This window comes from Amycolatopsis sp. lyj-84, assembly GCF_046549075.1.
Lineage (GTDB): Bacteria > Actinomycetota > Actinomycetes > Mycobacteriales > Pseudonocardiaceae > Amycolatopsis.
In genome coordinates this window covers 403191-417403 of record NZ_JAJPWO010000007.1, presented here as the reverse complement: position 1 = coordinate 417403, position 14213 = coordinate 403191, and the positions used below count along the sequence as shown (strand labels likewise).

Genomic DNA, 14213 nt, shown 5'->3' with positions numbered 1-14213 from the left:
GGATGGCGTCTCGGGTGTAGGCCAGTCAGGTCTTGGCGATCCGTCTTCGCCACCCTGCGTCACCCCTATCCGCGAAGCCGTCGAGTTCCAGCTCGGGAAGCAGCGCGCGGACGCGTTCGACCGGGACGCCGGATTCGGCGGCGATCCGTTCCTCGGGCCTCGCCGACCGTTCGGACAGGGCGTCGTGGACTCGCAGCGCCTCCGGGCCGAGCCGATCGGTGCGGCGGCGCGGTCTCGACGGATCCGCGACGGGCTGCCCGAGCCGTCCGGCCGTCTCGAGGATCTCGTCGACCGAGGTCACCAGTGTTGCCTCGCCTTCGCGGATCAGCGCGTGGCAGCCGGCGGACATCCCGGACGACACCGGCCCCGGCATCGCCATCACGACCTTGCCCAGTGCCCCGGCCGTACCGGCGGTGTTCCGCGCGCCGCTGCGCCTGCCCGCCTCGACCACGACCGTCCCTTCGGTGAGTGCCGCGATGAGCCTGTTCCGGACGAGGAAGCGATGCCGGGCGGGCGAGGTTCCCGGCGGGTACTCGCTGACCACCGCGCCGGTCTTCCCGATGGTGCGCAACAAGGTCGTGTGCTGGGCCGGGTAACCGGCATCGATTCCGCAGCCGAGCAGGGCGACCGTCGTTCCGCCCGCGCTCAGCGCACCCCGGTGGGCCGCGCCGTCGATGCCGTACGCCGCCCCCGAGAACACCGGAATCCCCCGGCTGGCCAGGTGATAGCCCATCTCGGCCGCGCAGTGCTCGCCGTACTCGGTCGCCGCGCGGGCGCCGACGATCGCGATCGCCTGGTCCACCGCCTCGTCGAGCCTGGCCGGGCCGCGGACCCACAACGCCAGCGGGGGCGCCGTCCCGGAGACGCCCCTGTTCTGGGCGACGGCCAGCGAAAGCAGCGGCCAGGCAGGCCATTCGCCGTCTTCCGGGATCACGAGCCGGGTCTCGCCGGCGGCCGCCCGCTCCAGATCACGCTCGGCGTAGTCGTGCGCTCGCCGCGCGGCCGTCTCGTCGCGCACCTTCGGCGGGCACTCGGCCAGCCGCACCCGTGCCGCGGCAAGGACCGGGCCGTGTTCACCGACGAAATCGACCAAGGCGGGTGCCGGGGGCTCGGCCACGCGCAGCAGGTACGACCGCGCGATCCGTTCGGCCTCGAATTCACTCATCCGGATGACCTCTCCCGAAAGTTCAGGGCGGCCGCGACCTCGTCCGCCTCCGGGCTCTCGGCGCCTTTCAGATCGGCGAGCGTCCAAGCGATGCGAAGGCAACGGTCCGCGCCGCGCGCGGTGATCGCACCCCGCTCGAGCGCCCGGTCCAGCAACGCAGTGACCTGCGGTGGCAGGGCGAACTCGCGGCGCAGTGCCGGGCCGGGCACTTCCGCGTTCGTCGGCCAGCCCTGTTCCGCCCAGCGTTTTCCGGCTCGCTCGCGAGCCTCCAGCACCCGTTCCCGGACGGCCGCCGACGGTTCGGGCGGCTCGCTCAGGTGTGCGCTGAGCGCGGAAAGTGGCCGCAGCCGAACCCGCAAATCCACTCGATCGAGTAACGGGCCGGACAGCCTGCCCAAGTACCGCCGGCGCGCGGCCGCCGAGCACGTGCAATCGGCGTCCTTCGCCGGTGCGCAAGGACAGGGGTTGGTCGCCAGCACCAACTGGAAACGTGCCGGATACCGCACGGCGCCTTTGACCCTCGCGATCCGCACTTCGCCCTCTTCGAGCACCGTGCGCAGCGATTCCAGCCGTTCCGGGCCGAACTCGCAGACCTCGTCGAGGAACAGGATTCCCCGGTGCGCTCTGCTGATCGCCCCGGGCACGGCCAGCCCGCTGCCCCCGCCGATCAGGGCGGGCACGCTGATCGAATGATGCGGCGCGACGAACGGCGGCACGGTGACCAGCGGTGCGGACCGGGAGAGCGAACCGTCGATCGAATGGACCGCGGTGACCTGTAACGACTCTTCCGCGGTCAGCCGCGGAAGGAGGCCCGGAAGGCGTTTCGCGAGCATCGTCTTGCCCACCCCGGGAGGGCCGGTCATCAGCAGGTGATGCCCGCCCGCCGCGGCCACTTCCAGTGCCCACCGCGCTTCCGGCTGTCCCACGACGTCGACGAGATCGGGAACCCGAGGCGGCTCCTGGTCGGCGAAGGGCTCGGGCCGGGCAAGTTCCCCTTCACCCTTGAGCCAGTCCACGAAGTCGCTCAGCCGGGCCACCCCGCCGACCTCCAGACCGTCCACGAGAGCGGCTTCGAACAGCGACTCGGCGGGGACGACCGCCCGCCGGTACCCGGCGTTGCGCGCCGCCAGCAATCCCGGCAGCACCCCGCGGACGGCCCGCACCCTGCCGTCGAGGGCGAGCTCGCCGAGCAACACTGTGTTCAGCAGCTTCGTGGCCGGAACCGCTCCCGTCGCCGCCAGGACCGCCGCCGCGATGCCCAGGTCGTAGCCGGATCCCACCTTCGGCAGGTTCGCCGGGGACAGGCCGAGGATCACTCGTTCGTCGGGCCAGGTCTGCTGCGAGTTGCGGACGGCGGACCGGACGCGGTCCTTCGCCTCCTTCAACCCGGTGTCGGGCAGCCCCACCATCGTCACCTTCGGCGACCCGCCGCCGATGTCGGCCTCGATCTCGATCATCTTGCCGTCGACGCCGAGGAGCGCGACGGACCAGGCCTTCGCCAGCGCCATTCAGAACGCCGCCTTGATATGCCGGACATGCGGCTGGGCTCCGGGCCTGGCGACGATCGCGACGATGTCGTAGCGGACGGAGCACCAGCGGAGCATGAACGTGCGCTGCCACTGGTGCGCGAGACGGCGGATGCGATCCGCCTTGTCCGGGGTCACCGCCTCGGCGGGGCTGCCGAAGCCCACTCCCGTCCTGGTCTTCACCTCGCAGAAGATCAGGCGTTTCCTGTCCGTCGCGACAAGGTCCAGTTCGCCGTCGCGGCAACGCCAGTTGCGGCTCAGGACGACGTATCCCGCCTTCTCCAGATGCCGGACCGCGAGTTCTTCTCCCCAGCGCCCCAGCTCGATGTGCGGCGCCCCTGCGGACGGCTGTTCTGCCGTGCTCGTCATCTCGATCCCCCTCAGCGATCGTCACAGTGCGTGTGCGATCAACGCTGCCAGGGTGATCGGGCGGCGACCAGACTCAATCCGCCCGCCTGTGGACAACCGGGGTGTTGTGGATAACCCGGGCGCGATCCGGCCTCGCGGGACGAAAGCGTCGGCGGTCCGTGCTAGGCGCCCCGCAAGTACGTGAAGGCCCCCTTCAGTGCGCTAGACGCACTGAAGGGGGCCTTCACGTACTTGGGAAAGATCAGCCGGAGAACGGACCGTCCTCGGGCAGCCGGAGATCCGGTTTGTCGAGCTCCTCGACGTTGACGTCCTTGAACGTGATGACCCGGACGTGCTTGACGAACCTGGCCGGCCGGTACATGTCCCAGACCCACGCGTCGGACATGCGGACCTCGAAGTACACCTCACCGCCGCCGTCGCGCACCTGCACGTCGACGGCGTTGGCCAGATAGAACCGCCGCTCGGTCTCCACCACGTACGAGAACTGGCCGACTATGTCGCGATACTCGCGGTAAAGCGAGAGCTCCATCTCGGTCTCGTACTTCTCGAGATCCTCTGCGCTCATGAAATCCGCGCCCCTCCTCGCGATTCTGCTGATATTCCAGCGGCGGAGCGTTCATTGTTACCCACGTAAGGGCCGAGGGCACGTATCGGCACGCTCGGGTTTTCCAGTGCCGCGACGGTCAGCACGACCGGGTGAGGCGGGCGGGCCCGGTGCGCGGCGGCCGCGGTGGCCACATTCGCGTACGACCAGCGGTGTACCGGACTCGGGCCGTGCGTGGTCAGCGCCGCGCTGTGCTCGGTGGTGCTGTAGCCCTTGTGGACGTCGAAGCCGTAGTGCGGGTGGACGTCGTGCAGGTCACCCATGATCCGGTCCCGCGTGACCTTGGCCAGCACGGATGCCGCCGCCACGCACGCGACGGCCTTGTCCCCCTTGATCACCGGCACGCTCGGCGCGGGCAGCCCGGAAACACGGAATCCGTCGGTCAGGACGTACCCCGGAGTCTTCCGCAGCGCCGAAACGGCACGCCGCATGCCTTCGAGGTTCATGACGTGGATGCCGAACAGATCGACCTCGGCCGCCGGGATGACGATGACCGCGTAGTCCAGCGCACGCTGGACCACCCGGTCGTAGACCCGATCGCGGGCCTTGGCCGTGAGGACCTTGGAATCGGTGAGCTCGGGAAGCCGGGCGGCGTCGCCTGAACGCAGGACGCAGGCGGCCACGACGAGCGGGCCGGCGCAAGCACCGCGCCCTGCCTCGTCGACACCGGCGACGGGCCCGAGGCCCCGCCGGTCCAGCGCACTCTGCAACCCCCAGAAGAGGTCGCCACGCACCACTGCCCGCGGCGGCCGAAGCGGCTCGGCCGGTGTGAGCGGTACAGGAACTCTCAAGGCCTTACCGCCTCCGGTCGACCGCCTTGCGCACTCCGGACGTCATCCGCCTGCCGAAGAAGACCACGGGCCACGCCGCGGCGACGCCGACACCCAGGGGAAGCCCCTGCTGCCAGGCGGGCGCGCCCAGTGCCAGCGGCTGCGCGTTCGCCTGCGGGTTGTGGTCCGAAACGCCACCCCAGCGGCCCGGCGGGAGCACGATGATCCGCGCCTTGCCGATGATGTTGTCCACCGGGACGGCACCGTTCACGCCGCCACCGCCCTGGAACCGGGAGTCGCTCGAGTTGTTGCGGTTGTCGCCCATCACCCAGACGTATCCGGCAGGCACCTTGACCGGCTCGAACGTCTTCTCGGTGGGCGCCATGCCCTCTTCCCAGTGGACGTACGGCTCGTCGAGAGCCTTGCCGTCCACGACGACGCGGTTGTTGTCGCAACACTGCACCGTCTGGCCGCCGACCGCGATGATCCGCTTGACGAAGTCACGCTCGTCCGGCGGCGCGAACCCGATCAAGGATCCCAGCGCGCGGAAGCCGGTGACGAAGATGTTGCTGGACTCTTCCGTCTGGATCTCGCCCGCCCACGCCGGCGGTCCCTTGAAGACCACCACGTCGCCCGGGCCGGGATCACTGAAGTCGTACGTGATCCGGTCGACCAGGATCCGGTCACCCGTGCATCCCGCGCAGCCGTGCAGGGTGGTCTCCATCGATCCCGAGGGGATCATGTAGACCTTGGCGAGGAACTGCTGGATCAAGATCGTCAGCACGAGGGCGACGACGATCAGGATCGGCAGTTCCTTCCAGAACGACCGCTTCTTGTTGACCTTGCCGAATTTCTTGGATCCGGATCGGCCCCGTCGGGAGGCCCTGGTAGGGCGCTCCTCGTCGGGACGATCGGGCTCATCTTCGGAGGTGTTCTGGGACACGGGTTCGACCACGACGCCAGGTTACCTGTAACCGTGCGGCTACCTACTTGGCGGAGGTCGTCTCGCGGTTTTCGCGGCGTTCCTTGATCTTGGCGGCCTTGCCGCGCAGCTCGCGGAGGTAGTACAGCTTCGCGCGGCGGACGTCGCCGCGCTTGAAGACCTCGACCTCGGCGATGTTCGGCGAGTGCACCGGGAAGGTGCGCTCCACGCCGATGCCGAACGACACCTTGCGGACCGTGAAGGTCTCGCGGATGCCGCCGCCCTGGCGACGCAGCACGACGCCCTGGAAGATCTGGTTACGCTCGCGGTTGCCCTCGATGACGCGGACGTGAACCTTGAGCGTGTCGCCCGGTCGGAAGTCCGGGATGTCGGAACGCAGTGACTGCGCGTCCAGCGCGTCCAGGGTGTTCATCGGTGGTCCGTCCTCGTCTTCGTATGGCTTACGTGCAGCTTGGGCGCGCAGTGTCGGGCACTGCGACCTACCCGGGGGCTGATGGCGTTCCAGATGAGCTCGGGCCTTTACTCCGGACACTGTCCGTTGTACAAACTCCGGCGTCTATCCACGCCAACCTGTCAAGTATTGCAGACCAGGACTCAGGTGCTTGACCCGGCCTGGCCGGTGCCCTCGTCCAACCGGTCGAGGACCTTGAGATCGTGCTTGTCGAGACTACCTTCGGGCAGCTGGCCGATGAGCTCCGGCCTGCGCCGTACGGTGCGTTCCAGCGCCTGGTCGCGGCGCCAGCGGTCGATCAGCGCGTGGTTGCCCGAGCGCAGGACGTCCGGCACGGCCAGGTCGCGCCAGACCTCGGGCCGTGTGTAGCTGGGTCCTTCGAGCAGGCCGTCGGAGAACGAGTCCTCCTCGGCGGAGCGGGCGTTCCCGAGCACTCCCGGCAGCAGCCGGACGACGGCCTCGACCATCACCAGCACCGCGGCCTCGCCGCCGACCAGCACGTAGTCGCCGATCGAGACCTCGTCGACGGGCATCCGCTTCGCGGCGTCGTCGATCACCCGCTGGTCGATGCCTTCGTAGCGGCCGCACGCGAACACCAGGTGCTCCTCGGCGGCGTACTGGTGGGCCATGGCCTGGGTGAACGGCCGTCCGGCGGGGGTGGGGACCACGAGCCGGGTGTTCTCGCCGCAGACTTCGTCCAGGGCGGGGCCCCAGATCTGCGGTTTCATCACCATGCCGGGCCCGCCGCCGTACGGGGCGTCGTCGACCGCGCGGTGGACGTCGTGCGTCCAGTCCCGCAGGTCGTGCACGCCGACCTCGATGAGGCCGCGGTCGATCGCGCGCCCGAGCAGCGCGGCGCGGAGCGGGTCGAGGTATTCGGGGAAGATCGTGACGACGTCGAGGCGCATCAGGCGTCCAGCAGGCCTTCCGGCGGGTCGAGGACCACGCGGCCGCCCGCGACGTCGACCGACGGGACGATCGCCTTCACGAACGGCACCAGGACCTCGCGTCCGTCGTGCTCGATCGACAGCAGTTCCCCGGCGGGCGAGTGCACGATTTCGAGCACCTTGCCGACGAGCGTGCCGTCGGTGAGTTCGGCCCGCAGGCCTTCGAGTTCGTGGTCGTAGAACTCGTCGGGGTCTTCGGTGGGCGGCAGCGTCGAGGTGTCGGCGATCAGGAGCGCGCCGCGGAGGGTCTCCGCGACGTCCCTGGTCAGCACCTCTTCGAAACGCACCAGCAGCCGCCCGCTGTGTTCGCGGGCGGCTGCGATGGTGAGATTCCGGCTGCTGCCGTCACGCAGCTTCGTCATGACGGCCGAACCGACGGCGAACCGCTGTTCCGGCGAGTCCGTGCGTACGTCCACCGCGAGTTCCCCGCGGATTCCGTGCGCCTTGGCGATACGGCCGACTACGACGTCCATCCGGTGTGTTCCTGCGTTTCCTGTGTCCTTGGTCAGCGATCGGTGTCGACGACGTCCACGCGGACGCCGCGGCCACCGATGCCGCCCATGACGGTGCGCAGGGCGGTCGCGGTACGACCGCCCCGGCCGATCACCTTGCCGAGGTCGTCGGGGTGCACGTGCACCTCGAGCGTCCGGCCACGACGTGTGGTCAGCAGCTCGACCCGGACCTCGTCCGGGTTGTCGACGATCCCGCGCACCAGGTGCTCGAGGGAGTCAGCGAGGAAACTCACGCCTCGGCCTTGTCACCCTCGGCGGCCTCGGCCTTGTCGGCTTCGGCCTTCTTCGGGGCGGACTTCTTCTTCGGCGTGGTGGCCTCGGCGGAGGCCGAGTCACCGGCGGCGGCGAGCGCGGCGTTGAACAGGTCCTGCTTCGACGGCTTCGGCTCGGCGACCTTCAGGGTGCCCTCGGCGCCCGGCAGGCCCTTGAACTTCTGCCAGTCACCGGTGATCTCGAGGATGCGCTGGACCGGCTCGGTCGGCTGGGCACCGACGGACAGCCAGTGCTGGGCCCGCTCGGTGTCGACCTCGATGAAGCTCGGCTCTTCCTTCGGGTGGTACTTGCCGATCGTCTCGATGGCCTTGCCATCACGGCGGGTGCGCGCGTCGGCGACGATGATGCGGTAGTACGGCGCACGGATCTTGCCGAGACGCTGAAGCTTGATCTTGACGGCCACGGGTGTGGGTACTCCTCAGTTCTCTCTGATGCATGTGGAAGGCGTACGAGAGCCGAGTGGGGAACGGCTACGCACACCCGAAGGTCCGGAGCTCGGGCGCGGTGAGAGGGTCCGGCCAAAGCAGGCAAGCGTACATTCTGCCAGACGCCGGACGGCCGTCAGAACGCGGCTATCCCAAGCGAGGCGAGCAGGATCGTCACGGCCGGGAGGAAGTTGTTCACCTGGTGGGCGACCACGCTGCCGAGCAATCGCCCGGTGAACACCCTGGCGAGCCCGATCGGGATCGCGATCACCAGCAGCAACGTGGTGCGCAGCGGCTCGAGGTGGCTCGCCGCGAAAACGGCCGTGGAGACCAGGAACGCCGCGATCCTCCCCCAGCGTTCGGTGCGCCACTGCAACCGCTCGACGGCGCCCCACAGGAGACCGCGGTAGATGATCTCCTCGCAGATCGGCCCGACCAGCCACAGGTAGATGAACATCACGACGGCCGCCGACACCGACATCCGGCGGTCCTCGACGAGCGCGCTGATCGCCGAAGTCGCGTTCTCGTTGCCCACGACCTGCGTCCAGGCCCAGGCGGCGAGCGAGGTGAACCCGAGTCCGAGCACCCCGAGTTTGAGCCCGACCTTGACGTCGGCCCAGCTCCAGCCGATCCGGAGATCGGCGAACGGGCCGTTGCCGCGGAGCCGGGTGATCAGCAGCGCGACCCCGGCCGCGACCATCGTCGGCACCATCGTGCCCAGCAGCACCATGCGCATCGGCAAGGGCTGGCCGGGCTGCACGTCGCCGAGCAGGACGCTGATGAACGCCGCCGACGCGAGGAGAACGGCCTCCACCAAGAGGAAGGCCCCGAATCCCCAACGATGCGGCAGTGGCGTACCGGGGGCGGCCACCTCACCTCCGGCAGCGAGTTCGTCCGGCGGCGCGGCCTCGGGGATCGGCTCCCTGGGCTGAGATACGGTCACGCCGATCCTCCGGTGATCGTTCGGTTACTCACAGACTCTAGCCGCCCGGACCGGCGATCACCTCGCCGCGAAGAGCAATACAGCCGGTGGGAGGTTGTTGGCCGCGTGCGCGATGACGGCCGCGCTCACCCTGCCGGAGAGATAGCGGGCCAGGCCGATCGCGATCCCCTGGCCGAACAGCGCGATCGTGCGCGCGGCCTCCCCGTGCAACTGGGCGAACACCAGCGCGGTGACCAGCAGGATCACCCACGAGGGCAGGCGGTGGAAGCCCATCGCGTTCCAGAGCGTGCCGCGGAAGAGCAGTTCCTCGGTGACCGGGGCGGCGAGGACGACGATGACCGCGGCCAGTACCAGCCAGACGGTGTCGCCGCCGGTGGTTCCGGACAGCTCGGTGATCGGCCCGGGCGAGACGTCGGAGATCGTCCTGTCGGCGCCGTCGGTCCCGTAGACGGCCAGCAGGAGCAGGTTGAGGAGGTACCCGGCGGCGAGCGCGGCCGCTCCGCAGGCGAGGCCGATCCGGACGTCGCGCCAGGTGGGCTTGAGCCCGAAATCCGTGCGGAGTCCCCGTCCCCAGTGCTGCGAGCCGATCACGGGGCCGAGACCGAGCACGAGGGTCGGCAGGAACGCGAGGATCAGCAGCGGGCCGACGTCACGGAGTTCGAGAGGGTCGTAACCGCCGAAGCGACCCGACATCACGAAGCTCATGACGAGCGTGACGAGGTGGTATCCGGCGATGCCCGCGAAGAACGCTACGAACCCCCAGTGCGCTCCGAGCACCAAACGCTCGCGAGCCTGCCCGTCGTCCACCACGCCTCCACGCTAGGTACCGCTCCGGTCACTGGTGGAGTCGGGTCAGGCGTAGATCTTGCCACGCAAGACGATGTGGCTCGGATGCCGGAGCACCGCGAGGTCTTCGCGCGGGTCGGACGGGTAGACGAGCAGATCGGCCGAAGCGCCGTCGACGATCCCGGGTACGCCGAGCCACTCGCGAGCCGCCCACGAAGCCGAAGCGAGCGCCTGCTCGGCGGACATCCCCGCCTTGTGCAGCGCCTCGATCTCGTCGACGAGCCTGCCGTGCTCGACCATGCCGCCCGCGTCGCTGCCGGCGTACACCCGGACGCCCGCCTCGATCGCCGTCGAGACCATCTCGCCGACGCCGGCGTGCAGCGCGCGCATGTGGTCGGCGTACACCGGGTACTTGCCCGCTTTTTCGGCGATACCGGGAAAGTTCTCGATGTTGATCAGCGTCGGCACGAGCGCGATCCCGCGTTCGGCGAGGACGCCCAGCTGGTCCGGCGTGAGTTCCGTGCCGTGTTCGAGGCAGTCGATGCCCGCGTTGATCAGCCCCGGCAGCGCGGCCTGGCCGAAGACGTGCGCCGTCACCTTGGCGCCCTCGGCGTGCGCGACGGCGATGGCCTCGGCGAGGACGTCGTCAGGCCACAGGGGCGCGAGGTCGCCGACGCCGCGGTCGATCCAGTCCCCGACGAGCTTGACCCAGCCGTCGCCGTCACGGGCCTGTTCGGCGACCGCCTTCGGCAGCTCGGACGGGTCTTCGAGTTCGATGCCGAGGCCGGGGATGTAGCGCTTGCGCAGGGCGAGATGCCGTCCGGCGCGGATGATCCGCGGCAGATCGGCTCGGGCCTGCAGCGGCCGGACGTCGATCGGCAGCCCGCAGTCGCGGATCAGCAGCGTCCCGGCGTCGCGGTCGACGATCGCCTGCTCGGCGGCCTCTTCGAGGGTGGTCGCCCCGCCGACCCCGATGCCGGGGTGGCAGTGCGCGTCGACCAGTCCGGGAACGAGAAAACCTTCCCGGACAACGGTTTCCGCACCGGCGACCGGTTCGGTGCTGACGCGGCCGCCGGTGATCCACAGCTCACGGTGCTCGCCGTCCGGCAGGACGACGCCCGCCAGATGCAGAGCCTCCACGGCTACTTGTCCTTCGGGAACTTGAACTTCTTGGGGTCGAAGCCCGGTACGTCGTTCATCCCGCCGAGCTGGGAGAGGTCGGGCATCCCGCCACCGGGGCCGCCGGGCATCCCGCCCGGGGGCAGCATCGGCATGCCACCGGGGAAGCCACCGCGGACCTTGGGCTGCGTGGGGCCGCGCCCCTTCCCCTTCTTCCCCTTCTTGCCCTTGCGGTTCTTGCTTCCGCCGCCCGCGCCGCCGAAGCCGAACCGGCCGGCCATCTGCGCCATCATCTTGCGCGCCTCGAAGAACCGGTTGACCAGGTCGTTGACGTCGCGGATGGCGACGCCCGAGCCCTTGGAGATCCGGATCCGGCGGGAGGCGTTGATGATCTTCGGGTCGTCGCGCTCGGCGGGGGTCATCCCGCGGATGATCGCCTGCAGCTTGTCGAGTTGCTTGTCGTCGACCTGGGCGAGCTGGTCCTTCATCTGCCCGGCGCCGGGCAGCATGCCGAGCAGGTTGCCGATCGGGCCCATCTTGCGGACCGCGAGCATCTGCTCGAGGAAGTCCTCCAGGGTGAGCTGGCCACTGCCGAGCTTGGCCGCGGTCTGCTCGGCCTTCTCCTGGTCGAAATGCTGCTCGGCCTGCTCGATGAGGCTGAGCACGTCACCCATGCCGAGGATCCGGCTGGCCATCCGGTCCGGGTGGAAGAGGTCGAAGTCCTCGAGCTTCTCACCGTTGGACGCGAACAGGATCGGCTGGCCGGTGACCTGGCGGACCGACAGCGCGGCACCACCGCGGGCGTCACCGTCGAGCTTGGTGAGCACGACGCCGGTGAACCCGACGCCGTCACGGAACGCCTCGGCCGTGGTGACCGCGTCCTGACCGATCATCGCGTCGACGACGAACAGCGTCTCGTCCGGCGAAACGGCGTCGCGGATGTCCGCGGCCTGCTTCATCAGCTCTTCGTCGACGCCGAGACGGCCGGCGGTGTCGACGAGGACGATGTCGTGCTGGGCGCGCTTGGCTTCGTCGATGGCGCGGCGGGCGACGTCGACCGGGTCGCCGACGCCGTTGCCGGGCTCGGGCGCGAACGTGGTGACCCCGGCCCGCTCGCCGACGACCTGCAGCTGGGTGACCGCGTTGGGGCGCTGGAGGTCACAGGCGACCAGCAGCGGCGCGTGGCCCTGCTTCTTCAGCCAGAGCGCGAGCTTTCCGGCGAGGGTGGTCTTACCGGCACCCTGCAGACCCGCGAGCATGATCACCGTCGGCGGGTTCTTCGCGAACGTGAGCCGCCTGGTCTCGCCGCCGAGGATGGTGACGAGTTCCTCGTTGACGATCTTGATGACCTGCTGCGCCGGGTTCAGCGCGCCGTGCACCTCGGCGCCCTTGGCGCGTTCCTTGATCCGGGCGATGAAGTCCTTGACCACCGACAGCGCGACATCCGCCTCGAGCAGCGCGATACGGATCTCGCGCGCGGTGGCGTCGATGTCGGCGTCGGAGAGCCTGCCCTTGCGAGACAGGGTCTGCAGGGCGGACGTGAGCCGATCGGAGAGGGTGTCGAACACGGGTGTGCACGCTCCAGCTGGGTCGTTGTGGCGTGCCGGTACGAACCGGCGGCTTCCCAGGGTAGTCGGTGTCCGGGGTCAGCGTTTGACGCGGTTGCGGACGGCCAGCAGGGTCAGGCCGAGCAGCAGGGGCCCGAGGACGCGCATGACCAGCCGCACGACCTCGCCGAACGGCGTCAGCTCCTTGGGCAGCGACGTCAGTTTCGTTTCCAGCGAAACGGTGCTCTGGGCGACATAGATGAGGGTGTCCCCGAAGGCGGGCGTGGTCTTGAAGCCGCCTAGCCGGAAGCCGACGCTTGCCAGCACGACAAGGACCGCCAGGGTCGTGAGGGCTCTGAGGGCGCGAAGGCCGTAACCGGAGATGAGCCAGTAGAGGTGGAGGATGAAGCGCTCGGACCAGGGGGTGGCCGGGCTGTGGCGGCGCATCTCCATCTCGCCGTAGTAGAAGTCGGCGGCGCCGGGTTCGTTCTTGCTGTCCTCCTGCGCCTTGCGGAGCTGGCGGTAGAGGTCGGCGATGCGGCGGGGGCCGACGGGAGCGTTCCGGTCGCGTCGCCACGCCTGTTCCTCGGCGAGGACCTGACGTCTTCGTCTGGTGGCGAACCGGCAGTCGCCTTCCAGGCGCAGTTTGTCCAGGTGGTGCGCGCCCGCGAACTCGCATCGCGCGAGGTCCACGTCCGTGAGCACCAGATCGGCGACATCCGTCCCGCTGATCGACGTCACCGAGGCGCCGGAAGCGGCGATGACGGTCGAGGGCTTGCCGAACACCACGCGGTCCAGATCCAGCGCGCCGCGGGAAACTGCGAGGCTGACCCCGCCCTCGAACGTCGTCTCGGCGCAGTCCATCTCGCGCACGTCGGCCTCGATGGACACTCGCTTGCCGAAGGTGGCGTGCCCGAGGTTCAGCGTTTTCGCCGTGATCGGCCCGAAGTACTCCGTGGCCTGGAAGTCCGCCCCGGCGAAGCTCGCCACCTCGCTCGCCGCAGCCTCCCTGAAGGTGGCTTCTCCGCCGAACTCGGCGTTCTCGAATCCGGCACGCCCGAGGAAACGCGCGCCTTCGAACCTGGCGTCCGCTTCGAACTTCGCGCGGCCGAAATTCGCGGCCCCTTTGAACACCTGCATGTCGAAATTGGCCCGCCCGTGGAAGTGAGCCTCGTCGAATCGGGCGTCGCCAGTGAAGCCGCCGTCGGTGACGAACCAGGCCTCGCCCCCGAAAACCACCGCGCGGAACGATGTCCGGCCGCCGAAGGCCGTTCCCTGGAAGTCGGCGCGCTCATCGAACGCGGCGCCATCGAACCGGGCATGGCGGTGAAAGGTCACGTCCTTGAACGGAACGGTACGGAAGCTCGCGCGGTCGAACCTCACGTCGCCGACGAATTCCGCGCCTTCGAAAGTGGCGTCCGGGAATCTGACGCCTTCGAACCACGCGCTGTCGAGGAAGACCGCTTTGTGAAAGGAAGCGCCGGTGTCGAAGGAGACCGCCTCGAACTGAACGGTGCTTTCGAATCTCACCTCGCCGAAATCGGCCCATCCGAACCGCCTGCCCACCGCTCCGATGAGGCGTCGCAGGAGGTCGCCGGACAACGTGGTGCCGCTCAGATGGACATCGGAACCCGCGGCGAGACCGTCGAAGTAGCGGTCCTGGTGGGTCGGATGAAGATGCGCCAGGCAGCGATCGAAGTCACCGATCCGCACACCACGACAGCCCTCGAGACCACACGCTGCCCAGGCTTCGCCCATGGCGACCTTCCTAACGCAAAACAGGGCTCCGGGACCGGTCGCCCCTCGCAAACCGGTACCGGAGCCCCTACGGAA

General features: G+C 69.2%; 16 protein-coding genes. All 16 read right to left on the bottom strand.

The genetic code is table 11. From position 1 onward, the window contains the following. Positions 1-25: 25 nt before the first annotated feature. The 16 genes from dprA to ACLJRM_RS23375 all read right to left on the bottom strand — a co-directional run bounded on the left by dprA (position 26) and on the right by ACLJRM_RS23375 (position 14189). A complete protein-coding gene (gene dprA, locus ACLJRM_RS23450; RefSeq protein ID WP_410664300.1) occupies positions 26-1165 on the bottom strand; it encodes a DNA-processing protein DprA in 1140 nt (379 codons plus the stop codon). Then, on the bottom strand, positions 1162-2673 hold the full coding sequence (locus ACLJRM_RS23445) for a YifB family Mg chelatase-like AAA ATPase (protein WP_101609646.1): 1512 nt from the start codon (positions 2671-2673) through the stop codon (positions 1162-1164). The genes dprA and ACLJRM_RS23445 overlap by 4 nt, the downstream gene beginning before the upstream one ends. After that, on the bottom strand, positions 2674-3060 hold the full coding sequence (locus tag ACLJRM_RS23440) for a YraN family protein (RefSeq protein WP_101609647.1): 387 nt from the start codon (positions 3058-3060) through the stop codon (positions 2674-2676). A gap of 241 nt (positions 3061-3301) precedes the next feature. Further along, positions 3302-3625: a DUF2469 domain-containing protein gene (locus tag ACLJRM_RS23435; protein WP_003096226.1), complete on the bottom strand. Its 324-nt coding sequence runs from the start codon at positions 3623-3625 to the stop codon at positions 3302-3304. Beyond that, positions 3622-4401: a ribonuclease HII gene (locus ACLJRM_RS23430; protein WP_101609648.1), complete on the bottom strand. Its 780-nt coding sequence runs from the start codon at positions 4399-4401 to the stop codon at positions 3622-3624. The genes ACLJRM_RS23435 and ACLJRM_RS23430 overlap by 4 nt, the downstream gene beginning before the upstream one ends. Positions 4402-4459: 58 nt before the next feature. After that, a complete protein-coding gene (gene lepB, locus ACLJRM_RS23425; RefSeq protein WP_101609649.1) occupies positions 4460-5389 on the bottom strand; it encodes a signal peptidase I in 930 nt (309 codons plus the stop codon). Positions 5390-5420: 31 nt separating this feature from the next. Continuing rightward, positions 5421-5789 (bottom strand): 50S ribosomal protein L19, encoded by a 369-nt coding sequence (rplS, locus tag ACLJRM_RS23420; RefSeq protein WP_005154717.1) that lies wholly within the window; start codon positions 5787-5789, stop codon positions 5421-5423. Between the two features lie 182 nt (positions 5790-5971). Next, on the bottom strand, positions 5972-6736 hold the full coding sequence (gene trmD, locus ACLJRM_RS23415) for a tRNA (guanosine(37)-N1)-methyltransferase TrmD (RefSeq protein WP_101609650.1): 765 nt from the start codon (positions 6734-6736) through the stop codon (positions 5972-5974). Further along, positions 6736-7248 carry a ribosome maturation factor RimM gene (gene rimM / locus ACLJRM_RS23410; RefSeq protein WP_101609651.1) on the bottom strand — a complete coding sequence of 171 codons (513 nt, stop codon included), beginning with the start codon at positions 7246-7248 and terminating at the stop codon, positions 6736-6738. The genes trmD and rimM overlap by 1 nt, the downstream gene beginning before the upstream one ends. A 32-nt stretch (positions 7249-7280) precedes the next feature. Continuing rightward, on the bottom strand, positions 7281-7520 hold the full coding sequence (locus ACLJRM_RS23405; RefSeq protein WP_003103110.1) for an RNA-binding protein: 240 nt from the start codon (positions 7518-7520) through the stop codon (positions 7281-7283). Continuing rightward, positions 7517-7963, bottom strand: coding sequence for a 30S ribosomal protein S16 (rpsP, locus tag ACLJRM_RS23400; protein WP_005154724.1), 447 nt, complete (start codon positions 7961-7963; stop codon positions 7517-7519). The genes ACLJRM_RS23405 and rpsP overlap by 4 nt, the downstream gene beginning before the upstream one ends. A gap of 158 nt (positions 7964-8121) precedes the next feature. Next, positions 8122-8928 (bottom strand): CPBP family intramembrane glutamic endopeptidase, encoded by an 807-nt coding sequence (locus tag ACLJRM_RS23395; protein WP_101609652.1) that lies wholly within the window; start codon positions 8926-8928, stop codon positions 8122-8124. Between the two features lie 57 nt (positions 8929-8985). Continuing rightward, the gene (locus ACLJRM_RS23390; RefSeq protein ID WP_101609653.1) at positions 8986-9735 is read right to left on the bottom strand and encodes a CPBP family intramembrane glutamic endopeptidase; all 750 of its coding nucleotides are present in this window, start codon (positions 9733-9735) and stop codon (positions 8986-8988) included. A gap of 45 nt (positions 9736-9780) precedes the next feature. Next, positions 9781-10854: an amidohydrolase family protein gene (locus ACLJRM_RS23385; RefSeq protein ID WP_410664299.1), complete on the bottom strand. Its 1074-nt coding sequence runs from the start codon at positions 10852-10854 to the stop codon at positions 9781-9783. A gap of 2 nt (positions 10855-10856) precedes the next feature. Beyond that, the gene (gene ffh / locus ACLJRM_RS23380; RefSeq protein WP_410664298.1) at positions 10857-12401 is read right to left on the bottom strand and encodes a signal recognition particle protein; all 1545 of its coding nucleotides are present in this window, start codon (positions 12399-12401) and stop codon (positions 10857-10859) included. A gap of 78 nt (positions 12402-12479) precedes the next feature. Continuing rightward, a complete protein-coding gene (locus ACLJRM_RS23375; RefSeq protein ID WP_410664297.1) occupies positions 12480-14189 on the bottom strand; it encodes a pentapeptide repeat-containing protein in 1710 nt (569 codons plus the stop codon). Between the last annotated feature and the right edge of the window lie 24 nt (positions 14190-14213).

Excerpts from the sequence above, each read along its gene's own strand:
- rplS (WP_005154717.1), bottom strand. The coding sequence starts at position 5,789 with ATGAACACCCTGGACGCGCTGGACGCGCAGTCACTGCGTTCCGACATC.
- ACLJRM_RS23435 (WP_003096226.1), bottom strand. The coding sequence starts at position 3,625 with ATGAGCGCAGAGGATCTCGAGAAGTACGAGACCGAGATGGAGCTCTCG.
- ACLJRM_RS23445 (WP_101609646.1), bottom strand. The coding sequence starts at position 2,673 with ATGGCGCTGGCGAAGGCCTGGTCCGTCGCGCTCCTCGGCGTCGACGGC.
- ACLJRM_RS23440 (WP_101609647.1), bottom strand. The coding sequence starts at position 3,060 with ATGACGAGCACGGCAGAACAGCCGTCCGCAGGGGCGCCGCACATCGAG.
- trmD (WP_101609650.1), bottom strand. The coding sequence starts at position 6,736 with ATGCGCCTCGACGTCGTCACGATCTTCCCCGAATACCTCGACCCGCTC.
- rimM (WP_101609651.1), bottom strand. The coding sequence starts at position 7,248 with ATGGACGTCGTAGTCGGCCGTATCGCCAAGGCGCACGGAATCCGCGGG.
- dprA (WP_410664300.1), bottom strand. The coding sequence starts at position 1,165 with ATGAGTGAATTCGAGGCCGAACGGATCGCGCGGTCGTACCTGCTGCGC.